Consider the following 13,879-nt stretch of genomic DNA (forward strand, 5'->3'; position numbering starts at 1 on the left):
GGTGTAACGTACCGAGCGATGGCAGAACCAGCGGTGACGGTCTCCGCCTTGGAGAAACGATACGGCGACGTACAGGCCCTCCGCGGCGTCTCCTTTACCGTCGAGCCCGGCGAGATCTACGGGCTCGTCGGGCCGAACGGCGCGGGCAAAACCACGACCCTCCGGACGCTCTCGACGCTGTTGACTGTCGGCGACGGCGACGTGACCGTCTTCGGTGCCGACGTCGAGGCCGAACCCAACGAGGTCCGCAAGCGCATCCGGTATCTCCCCGAGGACGCCGGGTCCTACGACAACCTCTCCGGCCGACAGTACCTGGAATTTGTGGCGGACTTCTACGACGGCGATCCCGACGCGACCGTCGAGCGGGGCGTCGAAATCGCCGATCTGGCCGACCGGATCGAGAGCAAGACCAGCGAGTACTCCAAGGGGATGACCCGCAAGCTCTTGCTGGCGAGTACAATCATGACCGAACCCGACCTGGCGATCTTGGACGAGCCAACCTCGGGGCTGGACGTCGAAAACGCCCGGGCGATCCGGGACATCATCAAGGATTTCCCCGGCGCGAACCGGAGCGTCCTGCTTTCGAGTCACAACATGCTCGAAGTCCAGTATCTGTGTGACCGGATCGGGCTGCTCAACGAGGGCGAGATCGTGGCCGAAGGCCCGCCAGAGGAGATCATCGAGCGCTACGACGCCGAAAACTTGGAGGAGGCCTTCCTGGAGGCGGTCGCATGAATCAGTTCTGGCGACTCCTCTGGAAGGAGACCCGGGAGTTACTCCGACCGCGGTATCTCCTGCCGATCCTGATGATCCCCATCATCTTCGTCGCGATGGGGCAAGGGATCGGCGGGATCGAAGACAGCGCCGGCGAACAACCGTCGATCGGGATCATCAACGAGGACGGCGGGGAGTACGGCGATCTCGTCAACGCGTCGATCTCACACAATGCCTCAGTCGTCTACTACGCCGAGTCAGGTGATCCCGCAACGGCGATGGAAACCGTTTCCGAAGCGGGTGGAGACGCCCTGATCGTCATTCCCGACGGCTTCACCGAACGGATCCAACAGCGGACGGCCGGCAGCGTCAACGTCCATTCAGTCGTTCGCTCGCTCAGCCTCTCGGGGATCACCTCCTCGGCACAGATCGACCAACAGATCGGGCGAGCGGGGACCGTCCTGACGCTGAACGTCACCGGCACGACCCCGGCGATGCTCAATCCGATCCAGTCCGAGCACACGACCTACCTGCAGGACAAGACCCTCAACGGGACGTCACCCGGTGCACTCTCGGGGAGCTTCGCCACGCAGTTCATCTTCATCCCCGTCGTCATCATGTTCGTCATCCTCTTCTCGGGCCAGATGGTGATCAACTCGATGGGTGGCGAAAAGGAGAACAAGACCCTCGAAACCCTGCTGACGATGCCGGTCAAGCGCTCGACGATCGTCGCCGCGAAGCTGATCGGCAGTGCCTCGATCGGGTTGCTCGGCGCAGCGCTGTACACCGTCTCCATCTACTACTACCAGTCGTCGTTCACCGACGGCGGAGCGAGTGCGGCGCTGAGCCTGGGAATCGTCGACTACGCGATCGTCGGCGTCTCGTTGTTCCTCTCGCTGGTCGGCGTCCTGGCGCTGGCGCTCATCCTGGGCGTGTTCGCCGGCGACCGCCAGGGGGCCCAGATGCTGCTGTTCCCCATCTCGATTCTGGCGGTGGTCCCGATGCTCGCGACGATGTTCACTGACGTCGCCCAGCTCTCGCTGCCGCTCCGGGCAGTACTGCTCGCGATCCCATTCACCCACCCCGCGATCGCCCCCAAGCGACTGCTGTTGAACGACACGGCGATGGTCTTCGGCGGGATCGTCTACCAGGCGATCTTCGCCGTCGGCATGATCTGGCTGGCGATCCGCGTGTTCAACTCCGACCGGCTGGTCACGGGCAGTTCCGGCCGCGTCGGTCGGTGGCTGAGTCGCCTCCAGCAGTAGCGTGGCGACCAGTTCCTGCATCTGGCCACGACCGGACATCGCACGACAGCATCGGTGTTGTCGAGGGTACGCAATACTGTTATGTGTCCCCCCGTCCAACCCTCGAACGATGACAGATCAGGACTACGCCGAGCGGATCCGCGAGCAGCGAGACGAGAAAGAGACGTATTTCGCCGAACATCCCCGATCACCCATCCCGCAACACGCTGAGTTCGCCGGGCTGGACTTTTTCGCGGTCGACCCCGACTATCGGTACGAACTGTCCCTGGACGAACACGACGACAAGGAGTCGGTGACCGTCGAGACGACCGCCGACGGGAGTCAGGAATACGTCCGCTGGGGGGAGTTTTCCGTCGAGATAGCAGGCCAAGACGTGACGCTACAGGCGTACAAGCCGGCGTCGGGCGAGGAGCGCTTGTGGGTCCCGTTCCGCGATAAGACCTGTGGCGAGGAGACCTACGGGGCCGGGCGGTATCTCGACCTCGAACCCGACCGGCATCAGACGGGCGACGAAACCTGGATACTCGATCTCAACCTGGCGTACAACCCGACGTGTGCGTACAACGAAGCCTACGAGTGTCCGCTGATTCCGATGGAAAACTGGCTCGACATCCGGGTCGAGGCCGGCGAAAAGGCGTATCCGGGCGAGACCATCGGTCACGATACCGATCACTGATCGGCGAAGACGGTCCTGACCGTCTGAGCCTGCTGAAGGGACCGACACGCATTTGAAGGCAGTCCTGTCAGTACCGTGCATGGACCTCGACCGTAGCGACCTTACCGTCTTCGTGTACAACTGGGGCGTCGTGCTTTCGGGCGGGTACATCGCCCTCACCTACGACATGACGACCACGGACCTCGGACTGTTCTCGCTAGTGCTGGGCGTCCTCTGGACGATCTACTACCGGCTTGTAATGGAGGACAAACTCCCGCCGTTCGACGAGCAAACGCAAGAGATCGACGAACGGGAACTGCCGAACCGGGAGGACGAACCGATCGACCACGACGAACCGCCGGAACAGGGGGGCCCGGACGCGCCCTGGGAGTGACCCCTCGCTCGGCCCCTACTCGGTAAGGATCGCTTTGGCTTCCCCGTCGTAGGCTTCGGTCAACAGCGGCAGATCGGTGACGCGGGCGGTCTCTTCGTTTGCAGCCATGAGGTCGTCGCGTTCGAGCGCGTCGATGTTGAACGTCCGGGCCCCGGCCATGAGCTGTTTGAGCCCGGCACCGAGCTTGTCGGTGAGGTTCCACAGCGCGACTGCGCCGTAGGGGATGTCCGCGACGTCACGCGCCTCAAGTTCGTCCTGGACGTCCTGCCAGCCGGCGAAGATTTCCTCGGGGCTGTCGCCGTATTCGGTGACCGTGGGGGGCAGTTCCTCCCAGTTGCCGTTGATCGCCTCGCGACGCTCGGGTTCGAGCGCGCCCTCGATGTTCGTCCCGACGAACCCGGGGATCATCAGCGCCCGACCCATACAGACCAGCTTGACGTACGGCGAACCGATCGCGAGCGCCTTGAAGATCTGGTCCTCGGTGGCGATTCCGCCGGCGAAGGCCAGGTCGGGCACGGTCAATCCCTCCTCGTCCATCAGTTCGGCGTATTCGAGGGCCTTGCTGTGGAGGTGGACCGACGGCGTGCCCCACTCGTTCATCATGTTCCAGGGGGACATGCCCGTGCCGCCACCGGCCCCGTCGATGGTGAGGAGATCGAGGTCCGCCTCGCTGGCACACCGCATCGCCAGCGCGAGATCCTTGTTGGCGTACGCGCCGGTCTTGAGCGTGATCCGCTCGAAGCCGAGTTCCCGGAGGTACTCGACGGTCTCGAGGAAGCCGGCTTTGACGTCTTCGGGTTCGGGTGCGCTGGTCGCGCCCAGACGACTGTGGCGGGCGAAGCTCTCGATGTTCCCGGCCTCGTAGGCGTCCTGGACCGCCTCGTCGTAGGGATCGGGATCGACGACGTAGTCCCGGTCGGCGAGGAACTGGGCGTACTCGATGGAGTCGACCTGGATCTCGCCGCCGATGTCTTTCGCGCCCTGGCCCCACTTGAGTTCGATGATGACGTCGTTACCGTGCTCCTCGGCGACGTACTCGGCGACGCCGTTTCGCTGGTCCTCGACGTTCATCTGGACGATGATCGCCCCGTATTCGTCGTCAGCGTACTCCTGATATGTCTCGATGCGGCGATCGAGTTCCGGCGCGTCGACGACGCGGCCGTCCGCCATCGTCGATTCCTGGTCGACGGCGACGACGTTCTCGCCGATCACGATCGGGAACCCGCGCAGGGCCGCGCCCACCGCGAAGGACTCCCAGTACTTCTCGGCGATGAACGTCGAGCCGAGCGCACCGGTCATCAGGGGCATTTTGCACTTGGTCGTCCGTTCGGCCCCGAACTCGGTCTCGAGGTCGACGTTCGTATAGAGGGCGTCGTCGGGATCGGCCGAGACATCCTCGGGAAGGCCCTCCGCGCCGTGTGCGTACCCCTGGATACGGAGTGACTCGTAGCTCACACCCTCGGGCGTCGCGTTTCGTGCGCCCGCCGTGATGTCCCCGTATCGACGGGGATAGAGCATCTCGCGGCCGCGAAGCGACGACTGCCACGTCTCACACTTCCCGACACAGTCGGACGTACACAGCGTACAGAGTCCCGACTCGGCCGGGTCCCCGCGGTTGCTGGTGTCCAGTACGTCGTCCCGTGACTCGTATTCCGGCATATTTTGCTGTTTGTGAACCTCTGCTTATAAATTATCCGGTATTTGTTGCTGGTTCCCTCGTTTTACCACCCAAAATTGGCCAATCATCCATACTGTCTCGGTAGGTTGCCTGGAGCGCCGCCGATAGACAGTCAAAACGCCGTCTTTGGTATTTCTGGGTGTGAAAACCGGATATACGTCAATCCAATCTCGCCGCAGGACAGTTCAGTGGGTTGGAGCGTGATAATCCACACTGAGGAGATACCCCGGAGTTGTGCGGCCACCACAATTCTTTACGGAGTCGGCGTCAAAGCTTCCCTATGTCCGAGCGATTTCTCGTCATCGGCGGCGACGCGGCGGGGATGAGCGCGGCCAGCAAGGCCAAGCGGGAGGATCCGGACCGCGAGGTCGTCGTCCTCGAACGGAGCGAATGGGTGTCCTACGGGGCCTGTGGCCTTCCATACTACGTCAAGGGGGAGATCGACTCTCTCGACGATCTCATCGCGATCCCGGCCGATCGCTTCCGGGAGGAGCGGAACATCGACCTCCGGACCGGTCACGAAGCGATCGGGATCGACCGGAGCCGAAAGGAAGTCACGGTCGAGACCGACGCTGGTGAGGAATACGGGATCGGCTACGACGATATGCTGATCGCGACCGGCGCAGGCGCGCTTGAACCACCGATCGATGGCCTGGACGCCGAGAACGTCTTCACCCTCCAGGAGATGAACGCAGGGCGAACGCTCAAGGAGGCTATCGAGACCGGCGCGTACGACCGCTTCGGCATCATCGGCGGTGGATACATCGGCATCGAGATGGCCGAGGCATTCCGGGGCCGGAGCATCGACGTGACGTTGTTCGAGATGCGCGACCACGTCCTCCCGCCGTTCGGCGCGTCGGCCGCCGAGACCGTCGCAGGCGAACTCGAAGACAACGGTGTCGACGTGCGGACGAGCACGCGCGTACAGGCCCTGGAAGGCAAGAACGCCGTCGAGCGGATCGTCACCGACGATGGCGCGGTCGAGGTGGACGCAGTGCTGGTCGCGGCCGGCGTCGACCCGAACGTCGAACTGGCCGAACAAGCGGGGATCGACCTGGGACCGACGGGCGCGATCGCCACCGACGCGTACGGCCGGACCAGCGACGACGCCGTCTACGCGGCGGGCGATTGCGCGGAGATGACCCACGCCGTGACGGACGAGCCAGCCCACGTCCCGCTGGCGCTGACGGCCAACCGGGCCGGGCGCGCCGTCGGCGCGACGGTCGGCGGCGACCCGACGCCGGTCGGCGACATCGCCGGGACGGCCGTGCTCAAGGCGTTCGATCTTGCCGTCGCCCGGACGGGGATGCTGGACGAGGAGGAACTCCGTGACGCCGGTTTCGACCCCGTGTCGGTGACGATCACGTCAGCCTCGCGGGCCCACTACTACCCCGGCGGCTCGGAGATCGAGGTCACGCTGGTCGGCGACGCCGAGTCGGGCCGCGTCCTGGGAGCGAGCATCGTCGGGCACGAGGGCGTCGCCAAGCGGATCGACCCCATCGCGACGGCGATCCAGTCCGACCTGACCGTCGAGGACGTCGAATATCTCGATCTCTCGTACGCGCCGCCCTTTGGGCCGACCTGGGATCCGATACTCACGGCGGCGAAGGTTCTCAACGGGAAACTCGACTGAGACCGTGGGGCTCACGCCGGCCAGCGTTCACCGCTCGCGTTCGACGACGAAGTTCGCCAGGTCACGGAGATACTCGACCGCCTGTTCGTTTTCGACCGGGACGGTCTCCAGTTGGTCGAGGGCGGCGTCGGCCTCACTGCGAGCACGTTCGGTGGCCTCCGCCGGCGAAAGATCGGTGACCTGGACGATCGATGGACGGTCCATTTCGGCGTCGTGGCCGGCGGGCTTCCCGAGTTGTTCGGCGTCACCCGTCGCGTCGAGGACGTCGTCACGGATCTGGAAGGCAATGCCGACCTGTTCGGCGTACTGCCCGAACGCCTCGACCGTGCGTGCGTCGGCGTCGGCCGCAATCGCGCCGAGTTCGGCCGCGGCCCGAAACAGCGCGCCGGTCTTTCGTCGGGCGAGTTGTCGGTAGGCGTCCTCGGAGTCGGGCATCGCGGCGAGTTCGGTGGCTTCGCCCTCGCCGAGTTCGACCATCGCCTCGGAAACGGCTCGCATCGCACGCTCGTCGGTCGAGAACAGGGCGAACGCCTCGCCGATCAGGCCGTCACTGGCGATGAGTGCCGGCCCGTGGCCAAAGGCCGACCAGGCACTGGGTGAGTCACGCCGGCGGTCGGACTCGTCGATGATGTCGTCGACGACCAGCGACGCGTTGTGGACGAGTTCGACGCCGACCGCGAAGTCGACGGCGTCCTCCGGTTCCGCGCCGACGGCTTCACAGACCAGCAACGACACGGTCGGTCGAACCCGCTTGCCGCCCGCCAGGACGACGTTTTCGAGTTCGCTCGACAGTTCGGCCGGGTCGACCGACGCCAGGACGTCTTCGAGTCGGGTTTCGATGAGGTCCCGCCGTCGCTCCAGGTACTCCATCGGGCGTTCTAGGTGTCGGTGAGACAAGTACGTGACGACCGCGGATGGCTGTCGACGCCGCCGATCGGCGTCGACGAATCAGTCGCCGTCACCGTCATCGTCCGGGAGCGAAATCAGGTTTTCCCGACCGATGCGGAGTTTCTCGACGCGGCCCGCCTCGGCCATCGCCGAAAGCAACTGCGAGACTTTCGCGTTCGACCACCCGGTCTCGGTGACGATGTTCGCCTGTTTCATCCGGCCGCCGTTCCGGTCGATGAGCGCCTCGACGTACTCCTCGTCGCTCAGCAACTCCCCATCGAGCGGCGGCTGGTCGTCCTCGGTCCCACTCGTCTCCGAGTCAACATCCCCGCCGGACTCAGTGGCTGTATCCCCGCCGGCCTCAGTGGTTGCATCCCCGCCGGACTCAGTGGCTGTATCCCCGCCGGACTCAGTGGCTGTATCCTCACCGGACTCAGCGGTGGTACCCGAGTCGCCGGGCGGCGAACCGTCCGGCTGGTCGTCACCGTCCGTCCGGGCCGTCGCTCCGTCGTCATCGGCAGCTGAACTCGACGGGAGCAGATCGCCATGACGGGAGAGATACACGCCGCCCGCAATCACGGCGACCAGGGCGACGATGATCGCCACCGGGGATATTCCACCACCCTGAGACGGGCCTGTCACCGTCGTCTCGGTCGACGTGGTCGGCTCAGTCGTCGGCGTGGTCGGCGTCGGGGTCGCCGTGGGTGTCGTCGGCCCGGCCGTCCGGGTGGGCGTGTCCGGCGGGGTGGGGTTGACGTCGTAGGTGATCTCGAAGTCGGCTGGTTGGAACGTCGTCGGTCCGTCCCACCGTATCGTCCGATTCGTGTACCCCTTGGGCGCGCTCGTGATGTCGAAAGACTCGGGGACGGCAACGACGAGCTGTTGATCGGCAGTCAGCCCCTTGAGCCACAGGCCGTCGGGCCCGGTGAACGCCGCTGCAACGTGGACCGTCGATCCGTCACGTCGGCCGAATTTCTCCCAGGTGAATGATAGTTCGAGACGCCCAGTCCCGTTTCCCAGCGTGGCGTTGCGTTCCACGTCGGTCAGTTGCATGTCTCGACTGGTCGAGTTGTCCGCGAGTCGGACGTACCGGCGGAACGTCGCCGTCGGCAGGACGTCACTCTCGTTTGCCCGGAAGGACGTGGCGAGGTCCCGGAAGGAATCAACTGCCGCCTGGTCGGGCAGCGTGGCGACCATCGACACGTTCCAGTGAGCGTCACCCCCTTCACCGAGTTCGATCCAGATCGTGGTCGAGGCGTTGAGCGTCTCGGCGGTCGAAACGTCTGCCATCGAGCCGCTGGCGGGACCACCCGGTTGGGCGACGACGACAGCACTACCCCCGAAGATCGTCAGGAGGGCGAGGAGTGCGGCGACGACTCGCACAGACGGGGACATGTCGTTTCGGTCTCGACGTGCCGGGTGCAAAACGCTTTCCATCCACAAATAAAACGTTAGCGGCGGGGATGAAAGATATCGGCGCGTCTCAGGTCGTCAGACGCACGTCATAACCGGAGGTAGATGGCTTTTTGTGTTTGCCTCTCCAACACTTCGCCGATGCGCAGGCCCCCGTCTATCGTCACGCTCCTCTCGACCCTCCTCGTCGTCGTGGCTATCTTCGGGGCCGGTTCCGCACTGGCCGCGACAGCCGGCGACGATCCGGGCACCCCCCACGCAGTGACGACCGAGAACGATACCGTCGGACGGCTCACCGTCCCGGACGGGGCGGCGACCGGCGAGTCCGCCACAGCAGATCTGTCGAGCGCGCTGTCCGGCCAACAGGAACGGCTGCAATCGACCCTCCAAACAGGACAGTTCAGGAGCGCCTTCGAGTCCGCCCGGAACGAGTCCGCAAAGTCCGCAGTCATCGACGCGACGCTCGATCGCCTCGAAGCGCGAGCAATGACGCTACGAGATCAACGCCAGACTGCAATCCAGTCTTTCACCCGGGACGAGATGACCAGTTCCGAACTGTTCCGTGAGCTTGCCCGGATTCGGATCGCGTCCGAGGAGATCAACCAACAGGTCGCTGTCCTCGAAACAGTCGTTCAGGAGTCCTCGGTGGTCTCACTCTCCGACGACGCCACGGCAACCCTAGCCGCCATCGATGGCGAAGTTATCACGTTGCAGGGGCCGATCACAGCGCGACTCACAGCAAGTCTCCGAGGGATCGCACCCCCACGATCGATCGGCGTCATCAGTAGCGAGTCGGGTGCCGTCCTCACGGCAATCGACGGCGGAACGTTCCTGCGTGAGGCGACGCTCTGGAGCGAGCGTCTCGATTCCGGAGCCAACCAGTTCGAGCAGGGAGACACGGCCCCACTTTCGAGAGCTTACCAGCAGGTCCAGGGCGCGTATCCGTGGGCCGTCGAGAACCTGGTCTCGGGGCTGAGTGTCACCGGCTTCGGCGAGTCGACGGTCTACGCCGTCGAACTCACCCACAGCCACGGCGACCTCCAGACGTATCTCGACGGCCGGACGACGAACGTCTTCTATGAGGTTCAACAGCTGCAGTTATCGAGTCTGCCCACGGGGACAGTCGCGGCGAACACGACCGACGGAGTCCTGCTGGAAGTGAATGCGACCGCAGTCGGACCCAGCGCGGTCACGGTACGGAACGCAACGACCGGCAAGCGAGTGATCGCCGAGATCACCGTCGAGACCGCGACACGGAACCGATCGACGATCGGAAGTCGGCTCTGGCTCCTCGAAACGGACGAAACACGGACTATCACGGCTCGTCGCCCTGATGGAACGACGGTGGCAGTCACAGTCGGTTCGTGAGTGACTCCGCCTGTCCTGCGGGTCGCAGGTTTATATACGATCCCGCGACCAGCCCATCGCGATGGCTGACCGTGCCGTCTCCCCCGTCGTCGGCGTCATCCTGATGGTGGCCCTGACCGTGCTGTTCGGGGCGACCGTCGGGACCATGGTACTCGGGACGGCCACGCCCGACCGCGGGACGACAGTTCGACTCTCGGCGAATGCCGACGCGGCGGGGAACACGATCGCACTCACGCACGAGGGCGGTGACCCGATCGACGTCTCGACGATCGACGTGGCGATCACCGTCGACGGAACGCCTCTCGACGACCAGCCGCCGGTCCCGTTCTTCGCGGCGACGGGGTTCGTGAGCGGCCCGACCGGCCCGTTCAACAGCAGGTCGACGGGCGAGTGGACTGCCGGCGAGACCGCGACCCTCGAACTCGCCACGACGAACGACCCACTACTCACAGAAGACGTGCGCGTGACGGTCACCGTCTCAGAGGCGGACACCGTACTCGCCAGACTCGAAACGACCGCAGCGTAGCCGGTGAGTCGATCAGGCCGGGACGCGCGCGACAGTCGTGATCGCGATCTCCGGATTGTAGCCCGGCCCCATGGTGACGTGTTCGACATCGTCGAAGCCAGCCTCGGCGAACATCCGGTCGGCGTCCTCGGCGTCGTAAAACAGCATGATCGCGTCCGCGAGTTTCTGGAAGATTGACGACCGCGGGTAGTTCGGGCCGACGACGAGCACCTGCCCGCCGGGTCGGGCGACGCGGCGACACTCCCGGAGTGCACTGACAGGGTTGGGCCAATATTCGATCGACCCCGATGACCAGACCACGTCGAAAGAATCGTCCGCGAACGGCAGGCGTTCGGCATCACCGAAACAGAACTGGACGGGATCGTCACCGAGTTTCGTCGTGGCTTTCTCGAGCTGGTGGGGACTCTGATCGAGCCCGTAGACGTCGTCGGTGTGTTCGAGAATGCCTTCGGTCCCGAACCCGGTTCCACACCCGACGTCGAGGACGCGATCGTCGGCGTCGATGTCGAGGAGGTCCAGTGCCTCGGTGCGCATCCGTTCGTTCCAGATGAAGGGGTTTACGCGGTCGTAGACCCGCGAGAGGTACTTATAAAACAGCCGTGCCCGCGACTTGTCTTCGAGGATGCCCATCGTGGGCGTATTGGACCTTCGTCGGCATAACTCCCCGGATCAGGCAGGGGTTGCCGCGAGCGCGTGAGTACTTCGCAACGCCCATATAGGCGGTGTCGCAAATCACGATTGACAAATGCCCAGGCCCGAGGTTCTCGACCGCATCAAGGAGGCCGAGCGGGAAGCTGACGAAATCGTCGCCGAGGCCGAAGAGGAGCGTGAACAGCGCCTCGAGGAGGCGCGCGAACGGGCCGAGGAGATCCGTGAGCAGGCCCACACAGACGCAGACGAGTTAGCAGAGGAGCGACTCGCAGACGCGCGCGAGGAGATCGATGCCGAACGCGAGGCGATCCTCGAGGACGGAACCGAACAACGGGAGCGACTCGAATCCCAGGCCGAGGACCGCGTCGACGACGTCGTCGACGACGTCCTCGAGGCCTTCGCGGAGGAGGTACATGCTCAGACCTGAGCGGATGAGCCGGGTCTCGGTCGCCGGCGCAAAGCGCGTGATGACCGACGTCATCGAGACCGTCCACGACCTCGATGTCCTCCACATCACGGAGTACGACGGTTCCTTCGAGGGGTTCGACCCTGGCGACCCGACCGACGGGGCCGACGACGCCTCGGACAAGCTCGTGACGGTCCGGGCGCTCGAATCGACGCTCGGGGTCGAACCCGAGGACGCCGGCCCGACCCGGCTGGTGACCGACGAAGCCCTCGAATCGGACCTCGAGGAGATCCGCCAGGAAGTCAACGAACTCGACGACCGGCGCGACGCGCTCCGAAACGACATCCGGGACGTCGCGGAGGACATCGAGCGAATGGAGTTCTTCGTCGACCTCGGCATCGACCTGGATCTGCTCGCCGGGTACGACTCGCTGTCGGTCGCCGTCGGCAACGGGGATCCGGACAGTGTCGAAGCGGCGCTCGAATCGGCCGACGCCTTCGACGCCACCGAGGTGTTCGGCGAGGGCACGACGCTCGCGGCGTTCGCCTATCCGGCCGACGACGAGGCGCTCGAAGACGCACTCGTCGGGACCGACTTCGCGGCCGTCGAGGTTCCCGACGGCGACGGGGATCCCGAGACGTATCTCAGCGAACTACGACATCGCCGCCAGCAACTCAACTCGCGGCTCTCGACGGTCGAAAACGAGTTCGAGGAACTCAAACTCGACGTGGGCGGGTTCCTGCTGGCGGCCGAGGAGAAACTCACCGTCGAGGTCCAAAAGCGGGAAGCGCCGCTGACGTTCGCGACGACGGACAACGCCTTCGTCGCCGAGGGCTGGATCCCGACAGAGGACGTCGACCGCTTCGAGTCGGAACTCCGGTCGGCTGTCGGCGATCATCTCGAGATCGACGAGCTCGAGCGCGCCGACTACGATGACGAGGGCCATCCCACCGAGCGAGAGCCGGTCGAGGGCGCTGGTGGGCAAGAGGCGGACGAGTCGGCCGAGGAGGTCGCCGCGGACGGCGGCCAGACTGTCGGCCCGCTCACGATGAGCGAGGGACACCCGCCCGTCGTCCAGGACAATCCCGGCGGGATCAAGCCCTTCGAGTCGCTGGTCGAGGTCATCAACCGGCCGAAGTACAGCGAGCTCGACCCGACGCTCGCGCTGTTTCTCTCGTTCCCACTGTTCTTCGGGTTCATGATCGGCGACCTCGGGTACGGAGTCCTGTACTTCATCGCGGGGTATGGCATCTGGAGCCGACTGGACAATCCGACACTGAAGAGTCTCGGTGGCGTCGGCATGTGGGCCGGCGGCTTCACTGCCGTCTTTGGCGTGCTGTACGGCGAGATCTTCGGGCTCCACCAGCTCGGCGAGATCGTCTGGAACGGCCACCCGCCGATCCACAAGGGCCTCCAGCCCCACTACGTCGCCTTCGCCCAGGCGTGGCTGGTGGCGAGTCTCGTCGCCGGCGTACTCCACCTGATCGTCGGCCGGGTCATCGACTTCGCGAACAATCTCCACCACGGGCTGTGGGAGGCCTTCGCCGAGAGCGGCTCCTGGATCATGCTCACCGCCGGGCTCTGGCTGTGGGTGTTCAGCACGCAGGCCAGTGGCCCCAAGCCCGACTTCATGTTCAGTGCCTTCGGCAGCGGCGAGGCGGCGGCCATCCCGCTCGGGTTCACCGGGTTCTCGCCGACCGTCGGGACGGTCGGACTGGTGTTGGCTGTCGTCGGGTTCGCGCTGGCGATCTACGCCGAGGGCGGGATCGCCCTGGTCGAGAGCATCACGCAGGCGTTCGGTCACGTGGTGTCCTACACCCGGCTGGCGGCCGTCCTGCTGGCGAAAGCCGGCATGGCGCTGGTCGTCAACCTGCTGGTGTTCGGTGCGACGCTGCACAACGGTGAGTTTCACTTCATCTTCTTCATGGAGGGCGCGCCCAATCCCGACTACGTCGTCTTCGCGGGTCTGGTCAACGGGAGCGAGCCCGTGATGATCGCGCTTGGCTGGATCGCCGGCATCGTCGTCCTGGTGGCCGGCCACCTGGTCGTGCTGGTGCTCGGCGTCTCCTCGGCCGGCCTCCAGGCCGTCCGTCTCGAATACGTGGAGTTCTTCGGGAAGTTCTACGAGGGCGGCGGGACGGCGTATCGGCCGTTCGGGCACGAGCGCGAGTACACGGCTGCGGATTGAGCGAGCCGCGGAGGCGTTCGGCTGGGGAGTGGGCCACCCGCGGAAGGTTGTGATTTTTGCCGCGAACCTTCGTTCGCGTCTAACCCCCATCAGCCGGCCG

Annotated in this window: 13 protein-coding genes; 9 read left to right on the forward strand and 4 right to left on the reverse strand. The window is 65.0% G+C overall.

Annotated elements, in window-relative coordinates:
• The first annotated feature begins 18 nt into the window (after window positions 1-18).
• The 4 genes from HUTA_RS06935 (at window position 19) to HUTA_RS06950 (ending at window position 3,028) form a co-directional block, all read left to right on the forward strand.
• Window positions 19-735 (forward strand): ABC transporter ATP-binding protein, encoded by a 717-nt coding sequence (locus tag HUTA_RS06935; RefSeq protein ID WP_015789170.1) that lies wholly within the window; start codon window positions 19-21, stop codon window positions 733-735.
• Window positions 732-1,979 (forward strand): ABC transporter permease, encoded by a 1,248-nt coding sequence (locus HUTA_RS06940; protein ID WP_015789171.1) that lies wholly within the window; start codon window positions 732-734, stop codon window positions 1,977-1,979. The genes HUTA_RS06935 and HUTA_RS06940 overlap by 4 nt, the downstream gene beginning before the upstream one ends.
• A 109-nt stretch (window positions 1,980-2,088) precedes the next feature.
• A complete protein-coding gene (locus HUTA_RS06945) occupies window positions 2,089-2,655 on the forward strand; it encodes a DUF1684 domain-containing protein (RefSeq protein WP_015789172.1) in 567 nt (188 codons plus the stop codon).
• Window positions 2,656-2,734: 79 nt separating this feature from the next.
• On the forward strand, window positions 2,735-3,028 hold the full coding sequence (locus HUTA_RS06950; RefSeq protein ID WP_015789173.1) for a hypothetical protein: 294 nt from the start codon (window positions 2,735-2,737) through the stop codon (window positions 3,026-3,028).
• Window positions 3,029-3,043: 15 nt separating this feature from the next.
• On the opposite strand, the gene HUTA_RS06955 is transcribed toward HUTA_RS06950, so the two are convergent.
• Window positions 3,044-4,687, reverse strand: coding sequence for a glutamate synthase-related protein (locus HUTA_RS06955; RefSeq protein ID WP_015789174.1), 1,644 nt, complete (start codon window positions 4,685-4,687; stop codon window positions 3,044-3,046).
• A gap of 299 nt (window positions 4,688-4,986) precedes the next feature.
• Between HUTA_RS06955 and HUTA_RS06960 the strand changes: the two genes are divergently transcribed.
• On the forward strand, window positions 4,987-6,339 hold the full coding sequence (locus tag HUTA_RS06960; RefSeq protein WP_015789175.1) for an FAD-dependent oxidoreductase: 1,353 nt from the start codon (window positions 4,987-4,989) through the stop codon (window positions 6,337-6,339).
• Window positions 6,340-6,366: 27 nt separating this feature from the next.
• Here HUTA_RS06960 and HUTA_RS06965 read toward each other — a convergent pair whose 3' ends face one another.
• Window positions 6,367-7,209, reverse strand: a complete 843-nt coding sequence (locus HUTA_RS06965) for a polyprenyl synthetase family protein (protein ID WP_015789176.1) — start codon at window positions 7,207-7,209, stop codon at window positions 6,367-6,369.
• Between the two features lie 78 nt (window positions 7,210-7,287).
• Window positions 7,288-8,622: a helix-turn-helix transcriptional regulator gene (locus HUTA_RS06970; protein ID WP_015789177.1), complete on the reverse strand. Its 1,335-nt coding sequence runs from the start codon at window positions 8,620-8,622 to the stop codon at window positions 7,288-7,290.
• Window positions 8,623-8,781: 159 nt separating this feature from the next.
• Here HUTA_RS06970 and HUTA_RS06975 point away from each other — a divergent pair, with 159 nt between their 5' ends.
• A complete protein-coding gene (locus HUTA_RS06975; RefSeq protein WP_015789178.1) occupies window positions 8,782-10,008 on the forward strand; it encodes a DUF7094 domain-containing protein in 1,227 nt (408 codons plus the stop codon).
• A 61-nt stretch (window positions 10,009-10,069) separates the two neighbouring features.
• Window positions 10,070-10,534: a DUF7266 family protein gene (locus HUTA_RS06980; protein WP_015789179.1), complete on the forward strand. Its 465-nt coding sequence runs from the start codon at window positions 10,070-10,072 to the stop codon at window positions 10,532-10,534.
• 12 nt (window positions 10,535-10,546) lie between these two features.
• Here HUTA_RS06980 and HUTA_RS06985 read toward each other — a convergent pair whose 3' ends face one another.
• Window positions 10,547-11,164 carry a methyltransferase domain-containing protein gene (locus HUTA_RS06985; RefSeq protein ID WP_015789180.1) on the reverse strand — a complete coding sequence of 206 codons (618 nt, stop codon included), beginning with the start codon at window positions 11,162-11,164 and terminating at the stop codon, window positions 10,547-10,549.
• A 115-nt stretch (window positions 11,165-11,279) separates the two neighbouring features.
• Between HUTA_RS06985 and ahaH the strand changes: the two genes are divergently transcribed.
• Together ahaH and HUTA_RS06995 are read left to right on the forward strand one after the other, a co-directional pair.
• A complete protein-coding gene (gene ahaH / locus HUTA_RS06990; RefSeq protein ID WP_015789181.1) occupies window positions 11,280-11,612 on the forward strand; it encodes an ATP synthase archaeal subunit H in 333 nt (110 codons plus the stop codon).
• Complete coding sequence (locus HUTA_RS06995; protein ID WP_015789182.1) at window positions 11,599-13,779, forward strand: V-type ATP synthase subunit I; 2,181 nt, start codon at window positions 11,599-11,601, stop codon at window positions 13,777-13,779. Before ahaH ends, HUTA_RS06995 begins: the two co-directional genes overlap by 14 nt.
• The last annotated feature ends 100 nt before the right edge of the window (window positions 13,780-13,879 follow it).

Source organism: Halorhabdus utahensis DSM 12940, assembly GCF_000023945.1.
In the GTDB taxonomy this organism is placed as follows: Archaea; Halobacteriota; Halobacteria; order Halobacteriales; family Haloarculaceae; genus Halorhabdus; species Halorhabdus utahensis.

Coding starts and splice junctions, on each gene's coding strand:
- HUTA_RS06955 (WP_015789174.1), bottom strand. CDS start 4,687: ATGCCGGAATACGAGTCACGGGACGACGTACTGGACACCAGCAACCGC.
- HUTA_RS06965 (WP_015789176.1), bottom strand. CDS start 7,209: ATGGAGTACCTGGAGCGACGGCGGGACCTCATCGAAACCCGACTCGAA.
- HUTA_RS06940 (WP_015789171.1), top strand. CDS start 732: ATGAATCAGTTCTGGCGACTCCTCTGGAAGGAGACCCGGGAGTTACTC.
- ahaH (WP_015789181.1), top strand. CDS start 11,280: ATGCCCAGGCCCGAGGTTCTCGACCGCATCAAGGAGGCCGAGCGGGAA.
- HUTA_RS06945 (WP_015789172.1), top strand. CDS start 2,089: ATGACAGATCAGGACTACGCCGAGCGGATCCGCGAGCAGCGAGACGAG.
- HUTA_RS06980 (WP_015789179.1), top strand. CDS start 10,070: ATGGCTGACCGTGCCGTCTCCCCCGTCGTCGGCGTCATCCTGATGGTG.
- HUTA_RS06935 (WP_015789170.1), top strand. CDS start 19: ATGGCAGAACCAGCGGTGACGGTCTCCGCCTTGGAGAAACGATACGGC.
- HUTA_RS06970 (WP_015789177.1), bottom strand. CDS start 8,622: ATGTCCCCGTCTGTGCGAGTCGTCGCCGCACTCCTCGCCCTCCTGACG.
- HUTA_RS06960 (WP_015789175.1), top strand. CDS start 4,987: ATGTCCGAGCGATTTCTCGTCATCGGCGGCGACGCGGCGGGGATGAGC.
- HUTA_RS06950 (WP_015789173.1), top strand. CDS start 2,735: ATGGACCTCGACCGTAGCGACCTTACCGTCTTCGTGTACAACTGGGGC.
- HUTA_RS06995 (WP_015789182.1), top strand. CDS start 11,599: ATGCTCAGACCTGAGCGGATGAGCCGGGTCTCGGTCGCCGGCGCAAAG.
- HUTA_RS06985 (WP_015789180.1), bottom strand. CDS start 11,164: ATGGGCATCCTCGAAGACAAGTCGCGGGCACGGCTGTTTTATAAGTAC.
- HUTA_RS06975 (WP_015789178.1), top strand. CDS start 8,782: ATGCGCAGGCCCCCGTCTATCGTCACGCTCCTCTCGACCCTCCTCGTC.